The organism is Myxococcus xanthus (assembly GCF_013116825.1).
Taxonomy (GTDB): domain Bacteria; phylum Myxococcota; class Myxococcia; order Myxococcales; family Myxococcaceae; genus Myxococcus; species Myxococcus xanthus_B.
On sequence record NZ_JABFNS010000019.1, the window covers coordinates 26,994 to 51,724 of the forward strand.

General features: G+C 69.4%; 15 protein-coding genes. 6 read left to right on the forward strand and 9 right to left on the reverse strand.

The features are described 5' to 3' along the window. Positions 1–21 precede the first annotated feature (21 nt). Positions 22–738, forward strand: coding sequence for an HAD family hydrolase (locus HNV26_RS07800; RefSeq protein WP_171441452.1), 717 nt, complete (start codon positions 22–24; stop codon positions 736–738). 58 nt (positions 739–796) lie between these two features. On the opposite strand, the gene HNV26_RS07805 is transcribed toward HNV26_RS07800, so the two are convergent. Continuing rightward, positions 797–1,273: a transcriptional regulator gene (locus HNV26_RS07805; protein WP_171441453.1), complete on the reverse strand. Its 477-nt coding sequence runs from the start codon at positions 1,271–1,273 to the stop codon at positions 797–799. Between the two features lie 338 nt (positions 1,274–1,611). Between HNV26_RS07805 and HNV26_RS07810 the strand changes: the two genes are divergently transcribed. Further along, positions 1,612–2,517, forward strand: coding sequence for a lipid kinase (locus tag HNV26_RS07810; protein WP_436410033.1), 906 nt, complete (start codon positions 1,612–1,614; stop codon positions 2,515–2,517). Between the two features lie 79 nt (positions 2,518–2,596). Continuing rightward, positions 2,597–5,446 carry a carboxypeptidase regulatory-like domain-containing protein gene (locus HNV26_RS07815; protein ID WP_171441454.1) on the forward strand — a complete coding sequence of 950 codons (2,850 nt, stop codon included), beginning with the start codon at positions 2,597–2,599 and terminating at the stop codon, positions 5,444–5,446. Between the two features lie 6 nt (positions 5,447–5,452). Here the strand turns inward: HNV26_RS07815 and hrcA are convergent, their stop codons facing one another. After that, positions 5,453–6,484, reverse strand: coding sequence for a heat-inducible transcriptional repressor HrcA (gene hrcA, locus HNV26_RS07820; RefSeq protein WP_090487989.1), 1,032 nt, complete (start codon positions 6,482–6,484; stop codon positions 5,453–5,455). Positions 6,485–6,717: 233 nt separating this feature from the next. Here hrcA and yedA point away from each other — a divergent pair, with 233 nt between their 5' ends. Then, positions 6,718–7,701 (forward strand): drug/metabolite exporter YedA, encoded by a 984-nt coding sequence (yedA, locus tag HNV26_RS07825; RefSeq protein WP_171441455.1) that lies wholly within the window; start codon positions 6,718–6,720, stop codon positions 7,699–7,701. A gap of 3 nt (positions 7,702–7,704) precedes the next feature. Here the strand turns inward: yedA and HNV26_RS07830 are convergent, their stop codons facing one another. The 4 genes from HNV26_RS07830 to HNV26_RS07845 all read right to left on the reverse strand — a co-directional run bounded on the left by HNV26_RS07830 (position 7,705) and on the right by HNV26_RS07845 (position 11,155). Beyond that, positions 7,705–8,610, reverse strand: coding sequence for an NADP-dependent oxidoreductase (locus HNV26_RS07830; protein WP_171441456.1), 906 nt, complete (start codon positions 8,608–8,610; stop codon positions 7,705–7,707). A gap of 269 nt (positions 8,611–8,879) precedes the next feature. Further along, complete coding sequence (locus HNV26_RS07835; RefSeq protein WP_171441457.1) at positions 8,880–9,302, reverse strand: hypothetical protein; 423 nt, start codon at positions 9,300–9,302, stop codon at positions 8,880–8,882. Beyond that, positions 9,299–10,192 (reverse strand): dihydrodipicolinate synthase family protein, encoded by an 894-nt coding sequence (locus HNV26_RS07840; protein WP_171441458.1) that lies wholly within the window; start codon positions 10,190–10,192, stop codon positions 9,299–9,301. Before HNV26_RS07840 ends, HNV26_RS07835 begins: the two co-directional genes overlap by 4 nt. A gap of 180 nt (positions 10,193–10,372) precedes the next feature. Continuing rightward, complete coding sequence (locus tag HNV26_RS07845; protein WP_171441487.1) at positions 10,373–11,155, reverse strand: aldolase; 783 nt, start codon at positions 11,153–11,155, stop codon at positions 10,373–10,375. Between the two features lie 175 nt (positions 11,156–11,330). Between HNV26_RS07845 and HNV26_RS38235 the strand changes: the two genes are divergently transcribed. Then, positions 11,331–11,528, forward strand: a complete 198-nt coding sequence (locus HNV26_RS38235; RefSeq protein ID WP_253816335.1) for a hypothetical protein — start codon at positions 11,331–11,333, stop codon at positions 11,526–11,528. 111 nt (positions 11,529–11,639) lie between these two features. On the opposite strand, the gene HNV26_RS07855 is transcribed toward HNV26_RS38235, so the two are convergent. From HNV26_RS07855 to HNV26_RS07865, 3 genes are all read right to left on the reverse strand, one after another. After that, entirely contained in the window at positions 11,640–13,622 is a 1,983-nt protein-coding gene (locus tag HNV26_RS07855) for a hybrid sensor histidine kinase/response regulator (protein WP_171441459.1), read from the reverse strand. 122 nt (positions 13,623–13,744) lie between these two features. Continuing rightward, the gene (locus tag HNV26_RS07860; protein WP_171441460.1) at positions 13,745–21,181 is read right to left on the reverse strand and encodes a HAMP domain-containing protein; all 7,437 of its coding nucleotides are present in this window, start codon (positions 21,179–21,181) and stop codon (positions 13,745–13,747) included. Between the two features lie 199 nt (positions 21,182–21,380). Next, on the reverse strand, positions 21,381–22,265 hold the full coding sequence (locus HNV26_RS07865) for a hypothetical protein (protein ID WP_171441461.1): 885 nt from the start codon (positions 22,263–22,265) through the stop codon (positions 21,381–21,383). A gap of 121 nt (positions 22,266–22,386) precedes the next feature. On the opposite strand from HNV26_RS07865, the gene HNV26_RS07870 reads away from it, so the two are divergent. Further along, positions 22,387–24,699, forward strand: coding sequence for a TonB-dependent receptor (locus tag HNV26_RS07870; protein ID WP_253816336.1), 2,313 nt, complete (start codon positions 22,387–22,389; stop codon positions 24,697–24,699). Positions 24,700–24,731 lie beyond the last annotated feature (32 nt).

Here is a 24,731-nt window from a genome sequence, read left to right on the forward strand (position 1 = left end):
CGAGGCCGAGGGACAAGGCACATGGTGGAAAACGTCATCTTCGACGTGGATGGAACCCTGGTGGATTCGGTGGACGAGCACGCCGAGGCATGGCGGCGCGCCTTCCTTCACTTCGGCCGGGACATCCCGTTCGCGCACGTGCGCAGCCAGATTGGCAAGGGCGCCGACCAGCTCATCCCCGTCTTCTTCAACGACGAGGAAGTGGAGCGCTTCGGCAAGGAGCTGGACGAATACCGCGGCAAGCTGTTCCTGGACGAGTTCCTGCCGAAGGTGCGTCCCTTCCCCCGGGTACGGGAGCTCTTCCAGCGGCTGCGCGCGGGCGGCATCCGCATCGTGCTGGCCTCCAGCGCGAAAGAGCAGGAGCTGAAGCACTACGTGAAGCTGTGCGGCATCGAAGGCCTGTTCGAGACGAAGACGAGCGCGGACGAGGTGGACAAGAGCAAGCCCCACCCGGACATCTTCGAGGCCGCCCTGGCGCGGCTGGGCAAGCCTCCCGCGGACGTGACGGTCGTCGTGGGCGACACGCCCTATGACGCGCTCGCCGCCAACAAGTCGAGCCTGCCCTCCGTGGGCGTTCTCGCGGGCGGCTTTCCTCCGGATGACCTGCGCGCCGCGGGCTGCCGCACGCTGGTGAAGGACCCGGCGGCGCTGCTCGCGCGCTACGAGGCGTCCCGGAGCGAATGGCCCTGGAACGAGTCCGGCGCCAGCCAGGTGGCCAAGGACGACGAGCGGCGCTGAAGCCACGCCCCCGCCCTTCCCCACCCCCCGCGAGAGGGATGGGGAAGCGGCGGCGTACTTAGGTGCGGGTGCGGCTGCGCGAGCCGCGGCTGCTGGTTCCGCGACGCGCACCGCTCCGGGACTTGGAAGCAGGCCGCTTCGCGGTGGTGGTGCGGCGGGCCGTGGCGCGACGGGCCGCGGTGCTCCGAGCAGCGGTGGACTTGGAACCCGAACGCGTGGCTCGAGCAGCGGGCTTGCGCGTGCGGCCGGTGGTGGCACGACGGCGGGTGCTGGCGCGCTTCGCGGCGGTGGCCTTGCCTCCCTTGCGGCCCGCCTTGCGTGCGTTCTTCCGCGCCAGGGGACGGCTGCGCGCGACCTTGGCCTTGCTGCCCGAGCCGCCCTTCTTCATCCCGCCGCCCGTGAGCTTGTTCACGGTCGCCCAGGCCCGGGCCCCGGCCGTCTCGTCGGAGACGCCGCGTTTCTCGTAGCCCTCTTCGATGTGCTCGGCCATCCGCTTCTGCTTCGTCGTGTACTTCGCCTTGCTTCCTCGTGCCATGCGACTTGCTCTCCAGGCCTGACTGACACCTGCATGGGGCCAGCTCCAGCGCTGAGGTGGGCAGTCACCCACTCATCCGGAAGCGTGCAGCCGGATGGACTTGTTCATCCGCCGACGCACGCATGCACGCCCACGCGGCACCCGACATCAGGAATGCACCGGAGCACGGGGCGACCCGCGGCGAGGATGCGCGCACGACACCACCTCGCGCCCCGCTGGCCGGACGGACAGTGCGTGCACAAATTGGCGGGCGACACGAAAGAGGAGGCACCCTGGAACCCGCCCTCATCAAGCCCCCATGCAGGCCCGTCCTGGATGACGGCCCCGCGGTGTTGGTGGTGAATACGCGCTCGCGTTCAGGGCGTGAGGCCTTCGAGACCGCCAGGGAAACACTCGTGGCGCGGGGCGTCTCCATCGTCGAATGCCACGCGCTGTCCCGAGCGGTTCGGCTGGACGCGGTGGTGGAGCGGATGGTGGCGCGGGGTACCCGCCGCCTCATCGTGGGAGGAGGCGACGGCACCCTGAGCCGCGCGGTGGTCCGGCTGCTGGGCCGCGACGTGACGCTGGGCGTCCTCCCGTTGGGCACTGGCAACGACTTCGCGCGCTCGCTGGGAATCCCGCCCGACCTCGAAGCCGCCTGTGACGTCATCGCCCAGGGCTACATGGCCCGCGTGGACGTGGGTCTGGCCAATGGGCGCCCCTTCCTCAACGCGGCCAGCCTGGGGCTGGCCACCGGCATCGCCAAGCGGCTGACGAAGCGGCTGAAGCAGCGCGCGGGCAAGCTGGCCTACCCCGTGGCGGCCGCGGCGGAGATGAAGGACCTGCGCCCCTTCCACATCCGGTTGAAGGCGGATGACCAGGAGCTGGCGCTGGACGTGCTCCAGTTGGTGGTGGGCAACGGCCTCTACCACGGCGCCGGAAACATGGTGGCGCCCGATGCCCGGCTGGATGACCGGCGGCTGGACATCTACGTCATCGCCGCGCCCTCCGCCGCGTCGGGGCACGAAGGCACCGGCCTGGGCCAGCTCCAGGACATCGCCACGCTGATGCGGGTGGCCCTGTCCCTGCGCTCGGGCGAGCACGTGGAGCACCCCGCCGTCACCGCCCTGCGCGCCGCGCGGCTCTACGTGGAGGCCGACCCCGTCCAGGAGGTGAACGCGGACGGCGAGCTCGTGGGCAAGACGCCCATGCGCTTCGAAGTGGCCCCCGCGGCCCTGCGCGTCTACGCGCCCGCGCCCTCCTGAAGTTTCGGTTCACTGCGAGGCTGGCCTACACTGTGGGCAGCCGCGACGGCGACGGCCGGACGCGGGGGAGGCCGAGCTCGTGCGCCATCGAACCCCCTTCTTGATTGCCTTGTGCCTGGCCATCGCGGCTGTGCTGCTACTGTGGTTCCGCATGCCCGTCCCCGCGGCGCCCGCCGGCGCGCGCCCGGAGGCCGCGGCGTTGAGCGCGCCAGCGCTCGCCACCAGCGGCGCCCCGTCCCGCGCCGGCCCGCCGCCCACTCCGGCGCTGGAGACCGCCCCCGACGCCGAGCTGGGCGCCTTCGTGGTGCGCGTGGTGGACCCCCAGGGGCCCGTGACGGGCGCGCGCGTGCGGGCCTACCTGCGGGTGGGCGCGGACGGCACCGGGGCCACGCCGTGGCGCCGCGCGGGCGAGGGCACCACGACGGACGGCGGCGTGCTCCGCCTGCCCGCGGCGCCCGGAGACTACCTGCTGTCCGCGCATGCCCCGGGCCACGGCCCCGTGCGGCTGGAGGCCACGCGTCCGCTCGGCGAGGCGGAGACGGCCGTCGAGCTGCGCCTGCCCGGCGGCGTGACGCTGAGTGGACGCACCATGGCGGAGGGGCGCGAGGAGCCGGTGCCACTCGCCTCACTGACGCTGCGGCCCTACCCCGGGACGCCCACGGCCTGGGCGGCCCCCACCGGCTTGCCGGAAGAAGCGGCGGAGACGACGAGTGATGCCCAGGGCCGCTTCGCCTTCACGCAGCTGGCGCCCGGACGCTACGAGCTCACCGCCGAGGCGCCGGGCTTCAGCCGCCGCACCTTGCGCCTGCTCCAGGTGCCGCGGGCCGGTGAAGTCGTCGTGGGGCTCTGGGGCGCGAGCACCCTGGAGGGCTTCGTCGTCGACGCGAAGGGTCAGCCCGTCGCGGACGCGGAGGTGGTGGCGGCGGGAGGCACCGCGCCGGTGCGCGTCACCACCGGGGAAGGCGGCGGCTTCGCGCTGGAGGTCAACGCCGGGACGTGGGTCGTGTCCGCGCGCCGCGGGGACCAGCTGGGCCGCGTGCCGGGGCCGCTGTCCGTCGCGCCGGGCGAGACGCTGCGCGGGCTCGTGGTGACGCTGGGCGCGGCCAGTGGCCTGACGGGCACGGTGTCCACGGTGGAGGGCGCGCCGGTGCGCGGGGCCATCCTGGTGGCGTCTCCCGCGGGCGGCCAGGGCGAGCTGGGCCGGGCGGCGTCCGTGGACGATGGCGGGTGGCGAATGGACGTCCCCCCCGGCGAGTACGACGTGACGGTGCGCGCGGCAGGGATGACGGGCCGTGTGTTCGAAGCCGTGGTGGTGAACCCGGGCGGCCACACGCCCCTGGACGTGCGGCTGGAGCCCGCGACGGCGGCGCTGGAGGGCCTGGTGGTGGACGCGGAGGGACGGCCGCTGGGAGGCGCGCAGGTGCGCGCCGAACCGGCGTCCTTCTCTGGCGTGGCGCACACGGCGCTCACCGACGCCGAGGGCGCCTGGAAGCTGGAGGGGCTGGAGGCGGGGCCCACCTCCGTGCGCGCGCGGCGCGAGGGCTCGCAGCGGTGGACATCCCGCATGGAGACGCTGAAGGCGGGAGTCGTCACCCGCGCGGACTTCACCCTGGCGGACTCCGGCTCCGTGTGGGGACAGGTGACGCGCGCGTCGGGCGGGCCGCTGACCGAGCCCGCGCTGGTCCACGCCGTGCCTCGGGGCGGCTCGGGCACGGCCTCCACGGAGACGGATGCGCAGGGCCAGTTCCAGCTGGAATTGCCCGCGGGCGTCTACCAACTGGTCGCGCTGCTCCACCAGACGCCCGCCATCTACTTCCACATGGAGAGCGACCCGTTCGTGACGGTGCCCTCGGGCGGCGCCGTGCGGCAGGACCTGCTGTTGAAGGAGGACTCCGTGTTGTCCGGCGTCGTGCTGGAGCCCTCCGGGGTGCCCAGCCCGCTGGCCATCGTGGCCGCCATCCAGGGCGGAGACTTCCCCATGACGCGCAAGGAGCGCGCGGACGAGGCGGGCCAGTTCTCCATGCCGCCGCGCCCCCAGGGCGCCCAGCCCCTGGAGCTGGTGGCCCACAACGCGGGGCGCGTGGGGCGGCTGCCCGCCGCGCATGAGGACCAGGCGCCGCTCACGGTGCGGCTGGAGCCCGCGGCCACCCTGCGCGGGCGCGTGGTGGCGGGCAGCGGCGCGGCTCCGGAGGGCTTCACCCTGGAGCTGCTCGAGGCCAACGGTGAGGCCCTGCCCTGGGCCGGCGCCTGGCCCACCACGCGGCGCTTCGCGGGCAGCACCTTCTTGCTTCCAGACGCGCCCGCCCAGGCGCTGAAGGTGACGGTGCGCACCGAGGACGGCCGCACGGGCGAAGCCCAGGTGACGCTGCGGCCCGGGGGTACCTCGGACGTGGAGGTGCCGCTCACCGGCGGCGTGGCGTCCATCTCCGGGCGCGCGGTGTGGAGCCGGGGGGGCGGCCCCGCGCCAGGGGTGGCGGTGTTCCTCGACAAGGCCGTGGGCGGGCGCTCGGACGCCTTCACCGGGCAGGACGGACGCTTCCGCCTGAGCGACGTGCGCCCGGGCATCCACACCGTGCGGCTGCTGCCGCCGGAGGGCCGCGTGGAGACGCGCACCGTGAAGGTGGCGGAGGCGGAGGCCACCGACGTGGGTGACGTCACGGTGTCCCCGCGCCGGGCCACGCCGGGCACGCTGGGCGCGGGCTTCAGTGAGGACCGGGGCCACGTCGCCTTCGCGTGGCTGACGCCGGACGGGCCCGCGGCGCGCGCGGGCGTCAACGTGGGAGACCGGCTGGTGGCGGTGGATGGCCAGGTGGTGCGCGACAGCACGGAGGCGGAGTCCCGCACCCGGGGCGCGCCCGGCACGCCCGTGCGGCTCCACGTCCGGCGCGCGAATGGTGAGCAGGAGGTGCTCGTCACCCGCGCGGAGTGAGGCCCGCTACACCTTCTCCAGCACGCGCGACAGCACCTGCGCGGTGAAGTTCACCAGGGGAATCACGCGCCGGTAGTCCATGCGCGTGGGGCCGATGACGCCCACCGTGCCCAGCACCTGCTCCTGGTTTCCGTAGGGGCTGGCGATGACGGTGACGTCGCCGGCCGCGGAGAAGTCGCTCTCCGCGCCGATGAAAATCTGCATCTCGTTGGCCACCTGCACCCGGTCCAGCAGCGACAGCAGCTTGTGCTTCTCATCCAGGGCCCTGAAGAGCGCGCGCATGCGCTCCACGTCCGCGAACTCCGGCTGCTCAAAGAAGGAACCCGTGCCCTGGATGAGCACCCGCTCCGTGGACGCCAGGTCGGTGGCCGCCGCGCCCAGCTTCAACGCCTTGGCCGTCAGCGCGTTGTAGAGCGCCTGCTCCTGGTCCATCTCCGCGCGGATGCGCTCGCGCGCCGACTCCAGCGGCACCTCCCGCAGCAACTCCGACAGGTAGTTGCTCGCCTTGAGCAGCTCGTCGGAGGTGATGGGGAACTCCACGGTAATCGCCTTGTTGTGCACCTGGCCGCTCTGCCCCACCAGGATGGCGAGCACGCGGTCCTCGCGCAGCCGGACGAACTCGATGCGCCGGAACACCGCCGACTCCGGCCGCGGCGCCACCACCACGCCCGCGTGACGCGTCAGCGAGTGGAGGATGCGGCTGGCCTCGCCCAGCATCTCCGCCAGGTCGGCCTCGTGCGCGAGCCCCGCGTGGATGAGCTCCCGGTCCCGGGGCGTCGGGTCCCTCAGCTTCACCAGCGTGTCCACGTAGAAGCGGTAGCCCTGGTCGGTGGGAACACGCCCCGCGGACGTGTGGGGCTTCTCCAGGAAGCCCAGCTCCTCCAGGTCCGCCAGCACGTTGCGCATGGTGGCGGAGGACACCTCGAACCCCGGCCTGCGGGTGAGCTGCTGACTGCCTACCGGCCCGCCCGTGGAGATGTACTCCTGGACGACCGCCCGGAGGACTTCCTTCTCACGCTCACCCAGCTCTTCGGACATCCCTGGCGCTCACTCCGGAGCCACGGTGCGGCGGCACCTCCGCCCTGGCTCCCTGGGAAAGTCTAAGGAAGCGGCCCCGGGCATTCAATCCAGGAGCCGCACTGTCCCTACGGGCGACCCGGCGCGACATTCCCGACGCCCACATTCCGGCCAGCCGGACGGCCGCCCCGACGCACGAGCGCGGTGCCCGCCACTGTACTGCTCCGAGAAGGCCCCGGCTGTGAGGTGCGGCAATGCCCACATGGCCGGCGAAAATCGCCAACGATACAAGCCGCGCCGTGCTCGCCTCGCGTGCCGCGCCGCTCCCCGTTTCACAGCCAGCCCCCGTCAATCTGCCCTCCGGAGACGTCCTTCCCGGTGGCCCCCAGCGCGGGTGGCTCATCGCCAGCATCCTGTCCCTTTACATTATTTGGGGCTCCACCTATCTGGCCATCCGGTGGGCGCTGGAAGGCGGCATGCCGCCGTTCCAGATGTCAGGGGTGCGCTTCGTGCTCGCCGGCGCCCTGCTCTTCGCGGTGCTGTGGCTGCGTGGGGCGCCCATGCCCACGGCCCGTCAGTGGGGCGCCAGCGCGCTGGTGGGACTGTTGCTGCTGGGCGTGGGCAACGGGGGGCTCGTCTTCGCGCAGCAGTCGGTGCCGTCGGGCGTGGCCGCGCTGGTGGTGGGCAGCCTCCCCTTGTGGACGGCGCTCTTCGGGGGGCTCTTCGGCCAGTGGCCCGGACGCGCGGAGCGCTGGGGACTGGCCGTCGGCTTCGGCGGCATCGTCCTGCTCAACCTGGGCGGTGACGTGGGCGGCGGACTGCTGCCGACGCTGGCGATGCTGGTGTCGCCCATGAGCTGGGCGCTGGGCTCGGTGTGGAGCCGCCGGCTGCCCATGCCCCAGGGGCTGATGTCCACCGCGGCGCAGATGCTGTGCGGTGGCGTCATCATGCTGGTCTTCAGCCTGCTGATTGGGGAACGCCCCACGGTCATCCCCACGTCCAAGGCGGTGCTCGCGTTCTTCTACCTCGTCGTCTTCGGCTCGCTGGTGGGCTACAGCGCCTATGGCTACCTGCTGCGCAACGCGCGTCCGTCGCTGGCCACCAGCTACGCCTACGTCAACCCGGTGCTGGCGGTGTTCCTGGGCGGCCTGCTGGCGGGCGAGACGATGACGCCCACGGCCTGGCTGGCCATGGGCGCCATCCTGGGCGCGGTCGTGTTGCTGACGCGCGAGAAGTGACGCTCAGTTGACGAGCAGCACCTTGCCCACGCCCCCCTGCTCCGCGAGCTTCTGCGCTTCCTTCACCTGCTCCAGCGGGAAGCGCTTGCTGACGGGGATGACCAGGTCGCCCCTGGCGACGGCCTGCCCCAGTTGCGTCAGGCGCCGCGAGTCAGGGTGAGAGAGGATGGCGCGCACGGTGATTTGCCGCCCCTTGGCCTCGGGAGGCTCCCCCACGACGCTGCCCAGGGTGCCTCCGGGCTTCACCTTCTCCAGCACTCGGGCCACCACCTGGCCGCCCACGGTGTCCGCCACCGCGTCCAGCATGGGCAGCTTGGAGAACTCGTCCGCGACGTCGAGCGCGAAGACGCCGTCCACGCCCAGCTTCTGCGCCTCCGCCTTCTGGTTGGCGCGCACGCCGGCCAGCACCTTCGCGCCCCGGGCCTTCGCCGCGAAGACGGCGGCGCGGCCCACCGCCCCCAGCGCGCCGATGACGAGCACCGTGTCCCCCTTCTTGGGGTTCACCGCCTCTTCCATCAGTTGCACGCCGGTGAGCGTGACCAGGGGGAGCGCGGCGGCGTCCTTCAGGTCCATGGACTCGGGGACCTTCGCCCAGGACTCCACGGGCGCGACGACCTTCTCCGCGTAGCCGGCGTTCACCACGCCCATGACGCGGTCACCCGGCTTGAAGTCGCTGACGCCCGGGCCCACCTCCATGACCTCGCCGGCCACGTCCCGTCCGAGGATGGTGGGGAACTGCACGGGCATCCTCGCCTTCAAGTCCCCACGGCGAATCTTCCAGTCCACGGGGTTGATGCCCGCGGCGGTGACGCGGACCTTCACCTCGCCCGGCCCCACCTTCGGCTCGGGCATGTCTTGAACGGCGAGCGCATCCACGTCTCCATAGGACTTGAGCACCACGGCTTTCATGAGCGCCTCCCAACGCGAAAGAGCTGACGTCGCGCGAAGGGTAATCACCCATGGAGGCCGCCCACCGCGGCGCCTGCCCGGCCCTACCTCCCCCTTGCTGGAGGAGCGGCCGGCAGGCGGGCTTCACGAGGCAAGGCCGCTCATGGGTTCCGACGGTAGCTTCTCAACGAACCATCTCCAGACACCGCCACCGCCGGCTGGCCCGCCACCTCTCGGGCGCTGACCGCTCCTCCGCGGTGACGGCGGACCGCCTCGTCACCGCGGCCTGCTCATGGCGCGCGTCCCTCGCCGAGCGCTGCACCCACGAGCAGCAAGAGCGTCGAGCCCAGCTCGCCGACGACGAGCAGCGCGACCCCTGGCCCCGTCACGAGGTTGCGCTGCGTGAACATCGTGCGCTCGGTCCGGCGCATACCGTGGAATGCGTACACCACGAGGGTCACTACGAAATAGAAGTACGCCGTCCAGAACGCTCCCCGGTTGAGCGGGGCAGGGAACGCGCTCGCTGCCGCGAGATGACCGAGCACCAACGTCGCGCTCGCGTAGAGGAGCGACGCGCGATGCAAGATGTCGACGTACATCGGGGCGCGTCGTTCGGGACTGCGCACCATCGCGCGCCACTTCCAGACACCGGAAGCCATCCCCACCGCGAGCAAGGCGCCCGCGGCAAGGATGGAGGTTCCCTCCATGCTCATTGGCCGGGAATCACTTCGAGCCCGACGAGGATTCGACGGAGCTCCTCGACACGCTCAGCAGGGAGCGCCTGCATGGGCGCGCGAAGCGGCCCGACAGACATCCCCTGCAGCTCGAGCGCCGCCGAGATTGCGCGCGGGAGGCCGTGAGCGACGATGAATTGCAGGAAAGGAAGCTGCCGATAGAAGCTCTGACGCGCCGCCGCGACGTCACCCCGCTGGATGGCGTCGTAGAGCTCGATGTTGAGCTTCGGGATGATGTGGGGCGCCGCGGTGCACCAGCCGCGCGCACCGGCCACGAAGGCGGCCAACGCGAGCGGGTTGCTCCCATTGTAGAACGCGACATCCTCTCCGCAGAGCTGGACGAGGCGCTGCATGCGGTTCACGTCGCCGGTGCTCTCCTTGACCATCGTGACGTTCGGAATCTTCAGTAGCCGCGCGATGACGTCGGGGCTCAGGTCGAGGCCACCCGTTGCGGGGTTGTTGTAGACCGCGATGGGGATAGCGATGCTCTTCGCCACCGTGTCGTAGTGGGTGATGATCTCGGCGTCGCTCAGCTTCCAGTAGCTCATCGGGATGATCATCACCGCGCTGGCACCGAGCTTCTCGGCGTGCTTCGCGTGGTGGACGGTGCGCTCGGTGGTGAGGCTCGAAACGCCGACGAGCGTGGGGACGCGCCCGGCAACCCGCTTGATGACGAGCTCCGCGACCTGCTCCCGTTCGTCGTCGGAGAGGTACGGCAGCACGCCGGTGCTGCCGAGCGGCGCGATGGCGTGGACACCCGCCTTCACCATGTCGTCAACGATTTTGCCGAGGAGCACCTCGTCGACACGTCCCTTCGACGTGAACGGCGTGATGGGGTACGCGACGATACCGCGAAGCAGCGCGCTCATCGTGCCCCCCTCGCCGCCCCGTGGCTCATCTCGATGTCGGTGTAACGGTTCTCCGTCATGTTGGTCTCCAAGTGTGCTGTGCGCGTCGTTGCGCACGGTTCGTTCGTGTACCGCGCGACTGGACCCTCGACGACCTCCAGAAGAAAGAGAACGAAGGGTCCAGTTTTGCGTGCATGCGGCTCAAGCCAGGGCGTCCCCGTGCTTCTTCAACACTCGGCGCGCGAAGTAGGCGAACGTGATCGCGCTGCGCGTGGGCCGCAAGATCCAGTCGTGCGCCTCCTTTCCCAACTTCTCCGGTATGGGCTTGATGTCGCCAGCCGCGGAGGCGAGGAGTTGCAAGCGCGCCGCCCGCTCGAAGAGCTCGGCCAGCACGCACGCCTGCTCGATGCTGTCGCCGGCCACCAGTTGACCGTGATGGGAGAGGAGGAGCGCGCGCTTGGAGCCGAGCGCCTTGGAGATGAGCTCGCCCTCCTCGTTGCCGACGGGTACCCCCGGCCAGTCTTTCAGGAAGGCGCAGTCATCGAAGAGGGGGCACATATCCATGTGCGAGACCTGCAAGGGGACCTCGAGCATGGAGAGCGCGACAATGTGCGTCGGGTGCGTGTGGATGATGCAGTTGACGTCGGGCCGCGCCTCGTAGACCCAGCTGTGGAAGCGGTTCGCCGGGTTGGCCATCCCTTTGCCTTCGAGGACCTCGAGGTCGCTGTTGACGAGCAGGAGGTTCGACGCGGTGATTTCGTCGAACCCAAGGCCCAACTGCTGCGTGTAGTAGGTGCCGGGCTCCGTAGCGCGGGCGGTGATCTGCCCGGCCAACCCCGAGTCGTGACCGCCCTCGAACAAGATCCGGCAGGTCAGCGCCAGCTTCTGACGCACGGTCCAGCCACCCTGGCCGAAGGTGGTGTCCATCTGCTTCGTCGCTTTTCCGACCAGCTCCTCCTTCGTCTGCGTAAAGGTCTTCGACATCTCAGCTCCTCGTTCGTGTGGGTACCCGTCGTTACGCAACACGGGTGTAAGGGCCTACTGGACCCCTTGCATCATCCAGAAATGAAACGACTACGGGACCAGTTGGCCGAGCCCAGGAAGGGTGCTCGCGAGGACCGCGCCGACGAGGGCGCGCGCCGCGGTGCGCGGCGGAGAAATGATGATCGCAAACGAGCCGGCGACGTTCCGCCCAGCAAGCGCGACGACGCGGTGCAGAGCATCCTCCAGCTCCGAGGTCATCGAGCTGCTGCTGACGGGCGCCGCCGATGCGCGGCTGCGCAACGCGGACGGAGAGAGCGCGGCGGACCGTGCCCGCCAGCAAGGCCACACGAAGCTGGCGGAGCGGCTGAGCTGAGCCTCTCCCCTCCAGCCGGGCCCTGAGCGCGAAAGGCGCCGGAGCGTCACGGGGACAGCCCCCGGCGCCCTTCCACTGCACGGACGCCGGGATGCTTCGCGAGGGACGCGCTCAGTTGGTGGAGCGCGTCGCCGCGTCCGGATGCACGCCGCCGGTAGGCGCCTCCGTCTCGCGCGGCAGCCAGACGTGGAACGTAGAACCTCCGCCCGCCACCCCCGGAGACTCCACCCAGATACGGCCGCCGTGCTGCTCCACGATGCCCTGGCTGATGGTGAGCCCCAGGCCCAGGCCGCCGTACTTGCTGCCGTGCGCGCGGCCGAAGCGCTCGAAGATGAGCGCCTGCTTCTCCTTGGGGATTCCCACGCCGGTGTCCGTCACCGACAGGTGGACGCCCTCGTCGCGCTCCCCCTGCACCCGCACCCACACGGGCCCGCCCTCGGGCGAGTAGCGCAGCGCATTGGACAGCAGGTTCGTGAGCACCTGGTCCAACCGGCCCCGGTCCCACGTCCCCTCGAGCTGCTCCGACGCCTCGACGTGGATTTCATGGCCTTGCGACAACACCGCCATGCGGTCCCGCGTCTCGTGCACCAGATGGCTCAAGTCAAACCGCTCCAGCTCCAACGACAGGCGCCCCGCCTGGAGCCGGCTGATGTCCAGCAGGTCCTCCACCAGCTTGGCCATCCGGTCGATTTGCCGGTTGATGATTTTGAGCGACTTGCCCGGCCCGGCCTCTGTCTCACCGCCCAGCTTCAGCAGCGCCAGGTGCGCGTGGCCCTTGGCCGCGGCCAGCGGCGTGCGCAGCTCGTGGCTGGCCGCCGCGAGGAAGGAGTCCTTCGCCTCGCTGGCCAGCCGCAGCGCCGTCTCCGCCCGCTGCCGCTCGGTGATGTCGCGCGCCACGGAGATGAAGCGCCCGGGGCCGCCGTCCGCCGCCACGTACTGGAGCACCACCTCCACCGGCACCTCCGAGCCATCCCGCCTGCGGTGGCTGGTGGAGTACGTCTGGCTGGGCAACGTGCCGCTCACCAGCGGCGCCAGCAGCTTGCGGAAGCCGGCCTCGTCGAAGGCGCTCTCTACCTCCAGCACCGACAGGCCCACCAGCTCCTCGGTGCTGCTGGCCAGCTGCTTGGCCGCGCCCGCGTTGGCGTAGGTGAGCGTCAGCGAGTCCGGGGAGAACATGAGGACGCAGTCCAGCGTCGCGTCCAGCGTCGCCTTGAAGCGCCCCAGCGCCTCCTCCGCCCGGCGCTTGTCGTCGATGTCCGTGGCCACGGCAATCCAGCCGGCCAGCAGGCCATTCTCGTCCCGCTCCGGCACCGCGCGCGCCAGGTGCCAGCGGTACACACCGTCGAAGCGGCGCAGGCGGAACTCGCGCTCCACGCGCTGGCCCATGCGGATGGCCTGCACCCACGCGGCGCGCATGGCCTCGCGGTCCACCGGGTGGACGAACTCCAGGAAGGTGTTGAGCGACAGCGGCTGGTCCGCTTGGATGCCCGTGTAGTCCCGCGCGGCGCGGTTGGCGTAGGTGAAGCTGCCGTCCGAGCGCGCCGCCCACATCACCTCCGGCAAGGACTCCGTGAGCCGCAGGTGGCGCAGCTCGCTCTGCCGCTCCAGCGCCTCGCGCTCGCGCTGCCGGAGCAGCACCGCCTGCCGCTGAATCTGCTGCTCCTTCAGGAACAGGTCCACGAAGACGCTGACCTTGGAGCGGAGGATCTCCGGGTCGAAGGGCTTGAGCAGGTAGTCCACCGCGCCGTGCGCGTAGCCCTTGAAGACGTGGGCCGCGTCGCGGCTGAGCGCGGTGAGGAAGATGATGGGGATGGTGCGCGTGCGCTCGCGCTGCTTGATGAGCGTGGCCGTCTGGAAGCCGTCCAGCCCCGGCATCTGCACGTCCATCAGGATGACGGCGAAGTCGCGCTGGAGCAGGAACTTGAGGGCCTCCTCACCGCTGGTGGCCTTCACCAACTCCTGCCCGAGCGGCTCGAGAATGGCCTCGAGCGCGAGCAGGTTGGACGGATGGTCGTCCACCATCAGGATGCTCGCCCGGGACTGGGAAGCCCTTTCCTGGTTGCGGTCCGCGGAGATGTGTTCGCTAGGCGTCATTGAAGTCGGCGGATGAATCTGCCCCGGTCCCACCTGCTCTCGAGGTGGAAGAGGCTAGGCGCCCCCCCGACCGGACCCAAGTCCGGAAGAGAGGCGCCGTACGGTAACCATCACTCAGCGAATCAAGCCGTCACCCACAGACGGATGAGCTCCAGAAGCTTGTCCGTGTCCACCGGCTTGGGCAGGTAATCGCTCGCGCCGGCCGCCATGCACTTCTCCCGGTCGTCCTTCAGCGCCTTCGCCGTCACCGCGATGATGGGGAGGCTGGAGTACTTGAGGTCCTTGCGGATGGCCCGCATGGTCTCATAGCCGTCCATCTCCGGCATCATCACGTCCATCAGGACGATGTCGACGTCGCGGTGCTGTTCGAGCATCTCGATGGCCGCGCGCCCGTTCTCCGCGAACACCACCTGCATGCCGTGGTTCTCCAGCACGCTGGTGAGCGCGAAGATGTTGCGCATGTCGTCATCCACCACCAGGACCTTCTTGGCGGACAGCTCCGTGTCCTTCTCGTTGCGCTGAGCCAGGGCGGCGCGGGCGCGAGGCGGCAGGTTCTGGTCCAACCGGTGGAGGAACAGCGCCGTGTCGCTGAGCAGTTGCTCCGGACTCTTCGTCCCGCTCTTGAGGATGACACTGCCGGTGTAGCGGCGCAGCCGGGCCTCGTCCTTGGGCGTCAGCTCCTTGCCGGTGTAGATGACGATGGGCAGGTCGCGGAAGCGGTTCTGCGTCTTGACCTCCTCCACCAGCCGGATGCCGTCGGTGTCGGGCAGCATCAGGTCGATGACGACGCAGTCGAACTCGCCCGTCTCCAGGCTCTGGAGCACCTCCTCGCCCGTGGCCACGGCCGTCACCTCGACATCGCCGCCTTCGCTGAGCAGCTTCACCAGGCTGTCGCGCTGGACGTCGTCGTCCTCCACCAGCAGCAGCCGGCGCTCCTTGCGCTCCAGGAAGCTGGCCAGCTGGTTGAACACCCGCTCCAGGCCCTCCTTGCTGACGGGCTTGGTGAGGTAACCGAAGGCGCCCTGCGAGTTGCCCTGGTTCTTGTCCATGACGCTGATGACGTGCACGGGGATGTGGCGCGTGCGCGGGTTGCGCTTGAGCCGGTCCAGCACGCTCCAGCCGTCCACCACGGGGAGCTGGATGTCCAGGGTGATGGCGTGCGGCTGGAACTCGTTGGCCATGGACAGGCCGGTGTCGCCGCGCGTGGCCACCAGGGCCTTGAAGCCCTTCTCCCGCGCCATCTGCACCATGATGCGGGCGAACTTCACGTCGTCCTCGATGAGCAGCAGGACGCGGTCCCCTTCGCGGATGTGGTCGCGGTCATCCTCCACGGCGACGGGCGTCAGCAGCGACTCGATGGGCGGCGGCAATGCCGCGTCCAGCACGTGGCCGCTGTCCGCCACCAGCGGCGCGGGAGGAGGCTCCGCGCGCGGCGACTCCGGCGCCGGAGGAGGCGGCAGCCGGGGCGGAGGCTCGTACGAGGACGGAATGGACGGCAGGCCCTCTTCCTCCGGACTGATGTACTCGGGCGGCAGGTAGAGGGTGAAGGTGCTGCCGCGGCCGGGCTCGCTGGTCACCTGGATTTCGCCGCCCAACAGCTTGGCGATTTCGCGGCTGATGGACAGGCCCAGGCCCGTGCCGCCGTACTTGCGCGCGGTGGAGCCGTCCGCCTGCTGGAACGCCTCGAAGATGAGGCGCTGCTTGTCCCGCGCGATGCCAATGCCCGTGTCCGACACCGAGAAGCCGAGCACGTACCGCGAGCGCCGCAGGACCTCGTGGTCGAAGTGCGTGCCGACCTCGGCCAGCTTCACCTTCAGTTGGACACTGCCCTCGTCGGTGAACTTGAAGGCGTTGGACAGCAGGTTCTTCAGCACCTGCTGGAGCCGCTGCGGGTCGGTGCGGATGTGGCGCGGCGCGCCGGGCCCCACCTCCACGGTGAAGGACAGGCCCTTCTGCTCCGCGACAGGGAGGAAGCTGCGCTCGATGAACTGATTGAGCTCGGTGAGGATGATGTCCCGCGGCTCCACCTGCATCTTCCCGGCCTCCACCTTGGACAGGTCGAGGATTTCGTTGATGAGGCTGAGCAGGTCGCCGCCGGAGGCGTAGATGGTGTTCGCGTACTCCACCTGCTTGGTGCTGAGGTTGCCGTCCTTGTTGTCCGACAGCAGCTTGGCCAGGATGAGCAGCGAGTTGAGCGGCGTGCGCAGCTCGTGGCTCATGTTGGCCAGGAACTCGCTCTTGTACTTGGAGATGACGGTGAGCTGCTCGGCCTTCTCCTCCAGGCTGACGCGGGCGCGCTCCACCTCGTTGTTCTTCTCCTCGACGCGGCGGTTCTGCTCCTCCAGCAGCGTCGCCTTCTCCTCCAGCTCGATGTTGCTGCGCTTGAGGGCCTCCTGCTGCTGCGTCAGCTCCTTGGACTGGCTCTGGAGCTCCTGCGTCAGGTCCTGCGACTGGAGCAGCAGCTGCTCCGTGCGCATGTTGGCGATGATCATGTTCAGCACCACGCCAATGGTCTCCGTGAGCTGATCCAGGAAGATCTGGTGGATGGCGCTGAACGCGTGGAAGGAGGCCAGCTCGATGACGGCCTTCACCTCGCCCTCGAAGAGGACGGGCAGGACGATGATGTTGAGCGGCGCGGCCTCGCCCAGCCCGGAGGAGATGGTGATGTAGTCCTCCGGCACATGCGTGAGCAGGATGGTCTTCCGCTCCAGGGCGCACTGGCCGACCAGTCCCTCACCGAAGCGGAACCGGTTGGCGATGTGCTTGCGCTCCCGGTACGCGTAGGTGCTGGTGAGCTTGAGCAGCGGCGCGCCCGCCTCGGCGCCGTCCACCAGGAAGAAGGCGCCATGGTGCGCGGAGACCAGCGGCGTCAGCTCGCTCATGATGAGGCGGCTGACGGCGTCCAGGCTCTTCTGGCCCTGCATCATGCCGCTGAACTTCGCCAGGTTCGTCTTGAGCCAGTCCTGCTCCTGGTTCTTCTGCGTCGTCTCACGCAGGTTGACGATCATCTGGTTGATGTTGTCCTTCAGCGCGGCGACCTCGCCCTCGGCCACGACGGTGATGCTGCGCGTGAGGTCACCCTTCGTCACCGCGGTGGCCACGTCGGAGATGGCGCGCAGCTGGCTCGTCAACGTGCCGGCCAGCTGGTTCACGTTGTCGGTCAGCTGCCGCCACGTGCCGCGCGCACCGGGCACGCGGGCCTGACCGCCCAGCTTCCCTTCGATACCCACCTCGCGGGCCACCGTCGTCACCTGGTCGGCGAAGGTGCCCAGCGTGTCCGTCATGTTGTTGATGGTCTCTGCCAGCGCGGCCACCTCGCCCTTCGCCTCCACGGCCAGCTTCTGCGTCAGGTCGCCGTTGGCGACCGCCGTCACGACTTTGACGATGCCGCGCACCTGCGTCGTGAGGTTGGAGGCCATGAAGTTCACGTTGTCCGTGAGGTCCTTCCACGTCCCCGCGACCCCGGGCACACGGGCCTGGCCGCCCAGCTTCCCTTCGACGCCCACCTCGCGGGCCACCGTGGACACCTGCTCGGCGAAGGTGCCCAGCGTGTCCGTCATGTTGTTGATGGTCTCCGCCAGCGCGGCGACCTCGCCCTTCGCCTCCACGGCCAGCTTCTGCTTCAAGTCGCCGTTGGCGACGGCCGTCACCACCTTGACGATGCCGCGCACCTGCGTGGTGAGGTTGCGGGCCATGAAGTTCACGTTGTCCGTGAGGTCCTTCCACACGCCGGACACGCCGCGCACTTCGGCCTGACCGCCCAGCTTGCCCTCGGTGCCGACCTCGCGAGCGACGCGCGTCACCTCCGCGGAGAAGCTGTTGAGCTGGTCCACCATGATGTTGATGGTGTCCTTCAGCTCCAGGATTTCGCCCTTGGCGTCGACGGTAATCTTCTTGGACAAGTCGCCATTGGCCACCGCCGTGGTCACCAGCGCGATGTTCCGCACCTGCGCGGTGAGGTTGGAGGCCATGCTGTTCACGTTGTCCGTGAGGTCCTTCCAGGTGCCGGCGACCCCGGGCACCGCGGCCTGGCCGCCCAGCTTGCCGTCCGTCCCCACTTCCTTCGCGACGCGCGTCACCTCGGCGGCGAAGGCGCGGAGCTGGTCCACCATGGTGTTGATGGTGCTCTTGAGCTCCAGGATTTCGCCCCGGGCCTCCACGGAGATTTTCTGTGACAGGTCGCCGTTGGCCACCGCGGTGGTCACCTTGGCGATGTTTCGCACCTGGTCCGTGAGGTTTCCGGCCAGCACGTTCACGTTGTCCGTGAGGTCCTTCCAGGTGCCGGCGACGCCGGGCACCGCGGCCTGACCGCCCAGCTTGCCTTCGGTACCGACCTCCTTCGCGACGCGCGTCACCTCGGAGGCGAAGGCGCGGAGCTGGTCCACCATGGTGTTGATGGTGTTCTTGAGCTCCAGCACCTCGCCCTTCACGGAGACGGTGATTTTCTGCGACAGGTCGCCGTTGGCCACCGCGGTGGTCACCTTGGCGATGTTTCGCACCTGGTCCGTGAGGTTTCCGGCCAGCACGTTCACGTTGTCCGTGAGGTCCTTCCAGACGCCGGACAGGTCCTTCACGTCGGCCTGACCGCCCAGCTTGCCCTCGGTGCCGACTTCCTTCGCGACGCGCGTCACCTCGGCGGCGAAGGCGCGCAGCTGGTCCACCATGGTGTTGATGGTGCTCTTGAGTTCCAGCACCTCGCCCTTGGCGTCGACCGTGATTTTCTTGGACAAGTCGCCGTTGGCCACCGCAGTGGTGACTTCGGCGATGTTTCGCACCTGCGCCGTGAGGTTGTTGGCGAGCAGGTTCACGTTGTTGGTGAGGTCCTTCCAGGTGCCCGCCACGCCCGGCACTTCCGCCTGAGCGCCCAGCTTGCCTTCCACGCCCACCGTGCGCGCCACGTCCGTCACCTGCTGCGCGAAGATGGACAGCGTCTGCGTCATCGCGTTGATGGTGTCCGCGAGCGCGGCAATCTCGCCCTTGGCATCCATCGTCAGCTTCTGGTTCAGGTCACCGTTGGCCACCGCCGTCACCACGCGCACGATGCCGCGCACCTGCGTGGTGAGGTTGACGGCCATGAAGTTCACGTTGTCCGTGAGGTCCTTCCACACGCCGGACACGCCGCGCACTTCGGCTTGACCGCCCAGCTTCCCTTCGGTGCCGACTTCCTTCGCGACGCGCGTCACCTCGGCGGCGAAGCTGTTGAGCTGGTCCACCATCGTGTTGATGGTGCTCTTCAGTTCCAGCACCTCGCCCTTGGCGTCGACGGTAATCTTGCGAGACAGGTCACCCTTGGCCACGGCCGTGGTGACTTCGGCGATGTTGCGGACCTGGTCGGTGAGGTTGTTGGCGAGCAGGTTCACGTTGTTGGTGAGGTCCTTCCACGTGCCCGCCACGCCCGGCACCACCGCCTGGGCGCCCAGCTTGCCCTCCACGCCCACCGTGCGCGCCACGTCCGTCACCTGCTGCGCGAAGATGGACAGCGTCTGCGTCATCGCGTTGATGGTGTCGGCCAGCTCGGCCACCTCGCCCTTGGCCTCCATCTTCAGGCGCTGGGTGAGGTCACCGTTGGCCACCGCCGTCACCACCTTGGCGATGCCGCGCACCTGCGTGGTGAGGTTCACGGCCATGACGTTCACGTTGTCCGTGAGGTCCTTCCAGGTGCCGGACACACCGCGCACCTCGGCCTGGCCACCCAGCTTGCCGTGGGTGCCGACCTCGCGCGCCACGCGCGTCACTTCGGAGGCGAAGCTGTTGAGCTGGTCCACCATGGTGTTGATGGTGTTCTTCAGCTCCAGGATTTCGCCGCGCGCGTCGACCGTAATCTTCTTGGACAGGTCGCCATTGGCCACCGACGTCGTCACCAGCGCGATGTTGCGCACCTGCGTGGTGAGGTTGGAGGCCATGTAGTTCACGTTGTCCGTGAGGTCCTTCCACACGCCGCCCACGCCCTTCACGTCGGCCTGACCGCCCAGCTTGCCGTCGGTGCCCACCTCGCGGGCCACGCGCGTCACCTCGGAGGCGAAGGCGCGGAGCTGGTCCACCATGGTGTTGATGGTGTCCTTGAGCTCCAGCACCTCGCCGCGCACGTCGACGGTGATTTTCTTGGACAGGTCGCCCTTGGCGACGGCCGTCGTCACCTCGCCGATGTTGCGCACCTGGGCCGTGAGGTTGTTGGCCATCAGGTTCACGTTGTCCGTGAGGTCCTTCCACGTCCCGGCGGCGCCGGGCACCTGGGCCTGGGCGCCCAGCTTGCCTTCCACACCCACCGTGCGCGCGACGCTGGTCACCTGCTGCGCGAAGACGTTGAGGGTGTCCGTCATCGCGTTGAGCGTGGCGCCCAGCGCGGCAATCTCCCCTTGCGACGGCACCATCAGCTTCTGGGTGAGGTCGCCGTTGGCGACGGCCGTCACCACCTTCACGATGCCCCGCACCTGCGTGGTGAGGTTGGAGGCCATGAAGTTCACGTTGTCCGTGAGGTCCTTCCAGGTGCCGGACACGCCGGGCACCGCGGCCTGACCGCCCAGCTTGCCCTCGGTGCCGACTTCACGCGCCACGCGCGTCACCTCGGAGGCGAAGCCGTTGAGCTGGTCCACCATGGTGTTGATGGTGCTCTTGAGCTCGAAGACCTCGCCGCGCGCGTCCACGGTGATTTTCTTGGACAGGTCGCCGTTGGCCACCGCCGTGGACACCTCGGCGATGTTGCGCACCTGGGCCGTGAGGTTGTTGGCCATCAGGTTCACGTTGTCCGTGAGGTCCTTCCACACGCCGGACACGCCGCGCACTTCGGCCTGACCGCCCAGCTTGCCGTCGCTGCCCACCTCGCGCGCCACGCGCGTCACCTCGGCGGCGAACGAGTTGAGCTGGTCCAGCATCGCGTTGACGGTGGTGCCGATTCGGAGGAACTCGCCCTTGACGGGCTGGCCATCAATCTCCAACGCCATCTTCTGGGTGAGGTCGCCCTGCGCCACGGCCACCAGCACGCGCGCCACCTCCGTGGTGGGCTGCACCAGGTCGCCGATGAGCGAATTGATGGAGTTGATGCTGTGGGCCCAGTCGCCGCGCACGTCGCCCAGCGACACGCGCTCGCCCATGCGGCCCTCGCGGCCGACCACGCGCTCCACGCGGACCACTTCCTGCGTCAGGGTGGCGTTGAGCGACACCACGGCGTTGAAGGCACTGGCGATCTCCTCCATCACCGGGTCGGCGTCGCCGCCAGGGAGCCGCACGGAGAAGTCTCCGCCGTGCACCGAGCGCAGAGCGGCGAGCAGGGGCTGCAGCGGATGGCCGCCGCGTCCCTGGCCACGCGGGGTGGACGCGCGAGCGCCACGGCCCCGGCCGTTGCGGCGGGCGGGCTTCGGCGCCCCCACTTCGAGGTCCGCTGGAGAGGTGGAGCGGGTTCGTCCTCGGTCACCGCGCAAGCGGTTGGCCGCGGGGTGCTCGGAAGGGGCCACCTCGCGGGTGGGCGCCTCCGGTCGGGAAGTGCCGTTCCCCGAAGGCTTGCGCGCGGAGGCACGCTTACGGCCGTTGGAAGGAGACTGGGGAACCTTGGTGTCGTCCACGCGAGAAACCTCTGATCGGGATGAACGCTGCTGGCTGCGCTGAGCGGCGCCCGGGCTGGGGCGAATCTCCAGGGAGTTCGCGGGCTTGTCGATTCAATGCAGGCCCCGCGGAACCCTGAACGTTCGCCAATGAACGCAGCGGTTCGGAGGCCCGGACCGCCCGTGAAAGGCACCCGGCGCCGCACCTCCTACCAACATCTCAGGGGGCAGGGGCCGTGCACGGAAATCCGTCGCAGCCGTGCACATAGAGGGGCCGCCCGAGGAGCCTCCGGGCAGGCGCTCCTGGCGGGCGCTGCGCCGGCTCGTACCGGGCGGTCTGGAGATCCACCGCGAAAGCCTGCTCGGCCCCCTGGGCGCAGGCGATCAGGACGCGCTCGGGGCGCTCGAGCCACCACAAATCCGCTGCTTCACACGGCAACTCCACGGGGAGTGGAGTGAGGGTTCGCGCTTCGTAGAATCGGAGCGAGGCCTCGTCGAGCACGGCGGCGAAGGTGCCCTCCGCGCCCACGGACAGCCGTGCTTCCGCCCCGGATACCGGCACCTGTCCCAGCACCGCTCCGTCAGGCGCCACCGAGACGAGCTGCCCCTCCGCGTCGAGCGCCAGCACCCCGGCCCCGTGGCTGACGAGTGATACGGGGGAGAAGTCGCCCATGCGCATGGGCTCGGCCCCGTCGTCGCGCCAGAGCTGTCCGGCCTGCGACCACCAGAGGCGATTCTCCCGGTCGAAGGTGACGGCGCGTACGCCCGCCAGGGGGAGCCGCCGGGAGCCCTCCGGCAGGGTGCAGACCGCCATGGCCTGGGCGCCGTAGACGGCGGCACGCGATGCATCCGGCGAGACGGCCCAGCCCAGCAGGGGGCGTTGCAGGAGACGGGCGAGACAGTGGTTCAGCGCGCCGAAGTGCGGATCCGAGGTGGGCGCGGAGATGAGGTAGGGCAGGCTGGTGGTGGCGACGTAGACGAGCAACCCGAGCGCGGCGGCGGTGGCCACGGTGAGCGGCCATGGGCCGGCTCGGCGCAGGCGAGCCTCCTTCGCGGAAGCGCGCGCCGCCTTGCCTCCTGACACCGGACTCTCGCGTCCACTCACGGCGGCTCCTCGCGGCGGTGTTCCTGACCTTGCCGGGTGGTGGTGTCAACAGCGGCCCGGCGCCACGTCCCAGTTCGTTTCCCCACGACAGCACAGAACGGGACCGAAGGGTGGCCGTGCCATGCTGTTCTGGAGGGGAGACAACGCACGCATGGTGGGGGAGAAGGCGCCGCGAATCGTGGGAGTCGCCCTGGCCGCGCTGCTGACGGCCGGTGCGGCGGAGAATCCACGGAGTGCCATTCTGGGCACGGTCATCGATGCCCAGTCCCGGCAGCCCGTCGCGGACGTCGTCGTGACAGCGAGCCCGTCCGCGTCGGGCGAGGCTGAGCGCGTTGCCGTGAGCCAACCCGACGGAAGGTATCGGATTCCCGACCTGCCCCCGGGCGACTACACGCTCCGCTTTGAACGCGAGCTGTTCGAGCCCTCCTCCCTCCCCCTCTCCGTCAGTGAAGGGCGCGCCTTACGCGTCAACGTCGAGCTCCAGCCGACGGAGCCAGGAGAGGCCGTTGGATTGTTCTGCGGAGGCCCGACTGTCGACACGAGCAGCTCGACACTTCGGTTCATCCAGTGGCGAGAGGACGTCTCGCGCGTTCCGGCCAGCCGCCCAACGAAGTGGGCTGGCGCCATGCGCACCTCGGACAGCCTCGCGGAGTGGGTCCCCGGCACGGAGGACAGCGTGGACGGACGGTCCTTCAGCGGTGCCACGCCCTTTGAAAACGAATACCTGCTGGATGGGCTTTCGACTCGCGACCCGACCACGGGCCGCAACCTGCTCCCGCTGAGCCAGGAACTGGTCAGCGACATCAGCGTGCTCACCGGCGGATACATGCCGGAGTACGGACGTACCACGGGTGGCATCATCGACCTGAAGCCAGTGGCCGTCTCCAATGAGCTGCAGGGTGAGGTCTTCGCGAACTGGGCACCGGGCGCGCTGGAAGGGGCATGGAGGTCCGCGACAGGCCCCCATCCCGCCTTCTCCTCGGACGGCGCGCTCCGTCACCTGGGGGATTTCGGCGGGACACTGGGCGGACCGCTGCTCAAGGACCGGCTCTGGTTCTTCGCGGGCATCGTCCCCGCGCTCAGCCGCGTCGAACAGGATGCCGGCTTCATGGACCAGCGCAGCCTCCAGGCACTGGCCAGGTTGACGTATGCCCTCAAACACAGACATTGGACATCGCTGACGGTTGTCACCGCTCCCGCGTTGATGCGGGGGATGGAAGGCGCGCAGGCTCCGTGGGCGGTGGACAGCGACACGGTCATGACCGTGCTCGCCTACAACGCCATGGTCCTCGACGGGCGCGTCACGCTCGATGCCAAGGCGAGTTGGCTGGGCCACGATGTCACCCGGCTGTCGCCTGCTGGCCCTGCGAGCATCGACACGGACCGATTCCAGGCGAAGACGCAGGCTTCCTATTGGCTGAAGGGCCTGGGACACCATGCGCTGGCAACGGGACTGGAGCTCGAACATGTCGTCCAACGCCCATCGCAGGTCGCCGACATCACCAGCAGCAGCTTGAGCGGGTTCGTGCAGGACCGATGGACCTTGAACGACCGGCTCACGCTGAATGGAGGTCTTCGCTACGACGCGCAGTTCCTCGATGCGGACGTGCGTGGGAACATGACGCATCACCAGCTCTCCCCACGAGTCGGGCTCGCCTTCGACCCCGGTGGGAACGGCCGGATGAGGCTGTTCGCGCACGCCGCGAAGTATCAGGGGATGGTTCCCCTGGGGTTGCTCACGCCGGACGCGCGCATCGCTTCGCGGCTCGGCCCGACGTCGTCTTCCGAGTTTGTCGCGGGCGCGGAGCATGAGCTCTCGCTGTTCGCGAAGGCGGGTGTGACCTACACGCGCCGCCGCCTGGATGATGCGCTCGCGACCCTTGCGGACGACGGTGCGGGCGGGTTCCTCATCGTCAATCCCGGCGCGGGCCCTGCTGCCAGCTTGCCGAAGGCAGCGCGCACCTATGATGCCGTCACGGTGGAGCTTGGCCGCAGCTTCTGGGACGGCTGGCAGGCCCAGCTCCGTTACACATGGTCTCGGCTCCAAGGGAACTACACAGGCCCCTTCGGCACGGATGGCGGACGGCCGCTGTCACAGTCGCGATTGCTCGCATCGGACCGGCCCCATGTCTTCAAGGCCTTTGCATCCAAGGAGTTCACGCTCACACGGAAGCTCACGCTCAACGCGGGCCTCGCCTACCTGGGCGCGGCTGGGGCACCGCGCGAAGCGGGCAACTCGCGGACGCCGTGGGTACACACCATCGATGCCCAGCTGAGCGCGCGCTACGGCACTTCCGACCAGCACATCGTGACGCTGAGCATCGACGCGTTCAATGTGCTCAATGCACAAGCTGTTCTCCGTGAGGAGACGTTGCTGCCCTTGCAGTACCAGACGCCACGACAGCTCCGCCTCGGGGTTCGCTACGCCTTCTGAGGCAGACCTCCTCCGGCCGAGGGTGCCGGCTG

Coding starts and splice junctions, on each gene's coding strand:
- HNV26_RS07830 (WP_171441456.1), bottom strand. CDS start 8,610: ATGAAAGCCGTGGTGCTCAAGTCCTATGGAGACGTGGATGCGCTCGCC.
- HNV26_RS07870 (WP_253816336.1), top strand. CDS start 22,387: ATGCTGTTCTGGAGGGGAGACAACGCACGCATGGTGGGGGAGAAGGCG.
- HNV26_RS07845 (WP_171441487.1), bottom strand. CDS start 11,155: ATGTCGAAGACCTTTACGCAGACGAAGGAGGAGCTGGTCGGAAAAGCG.
- yedA (WP_171441455.1), top strand. CDS start 6,718: ATGCCCACATGGCCGGCGAAAATCGCCAACGATACAAGCCGCGCCGTG.
- HNV26_RS07800 (WP_171441452.1), top strand. CDS start 22: ATGGTGGAAAACGTCATCTTCGACGTGGATGGAACCCTGGTGGATTCG.
- HNV26_RS07840 (WP_171441458.1), bottom strand. CDS start 10,192: ATGAGCGCGCTGCTTCGCGGTATCGTCGCGTACCCCATCACGCCGTTC.
- HNV26_RS07835 (WP_171441457.1), bottom strand. CDS start 9,302: ATGAGCATGGAGGGAACCTCCATCCTTGCCGCGGGCGCCTTGCTCGCG.
- HNV26_RS07855 (WP_171441459.1), bottom strand. CDS start 13,622: ATGACGCCTAGCGAACACATCTCCGCGGACCGCAACCAGGAAAGGGCT.
- hrcA (WP_090487989.1), bottom strand. CDS start 6,484: ATGTCCGAAGAGCTGGGTGAGCGTGAGAAGGAAGTCCTCCGGGCGGTC.
- HNV26_RS38235 (WP_253816335.1), top strand. CDS start 11,331: ATGATGATCGCAAACGAGCCGGCGACGTTCCGCCCAGCAAGCGCGACG.
- HNV26_RS07805 (WP_171441453.1), bottom strand. CDS start 1,273: ATGGCACGAGGAAGCAAGGCGAAGTACACGACGAAGCAGAAGCGGATG.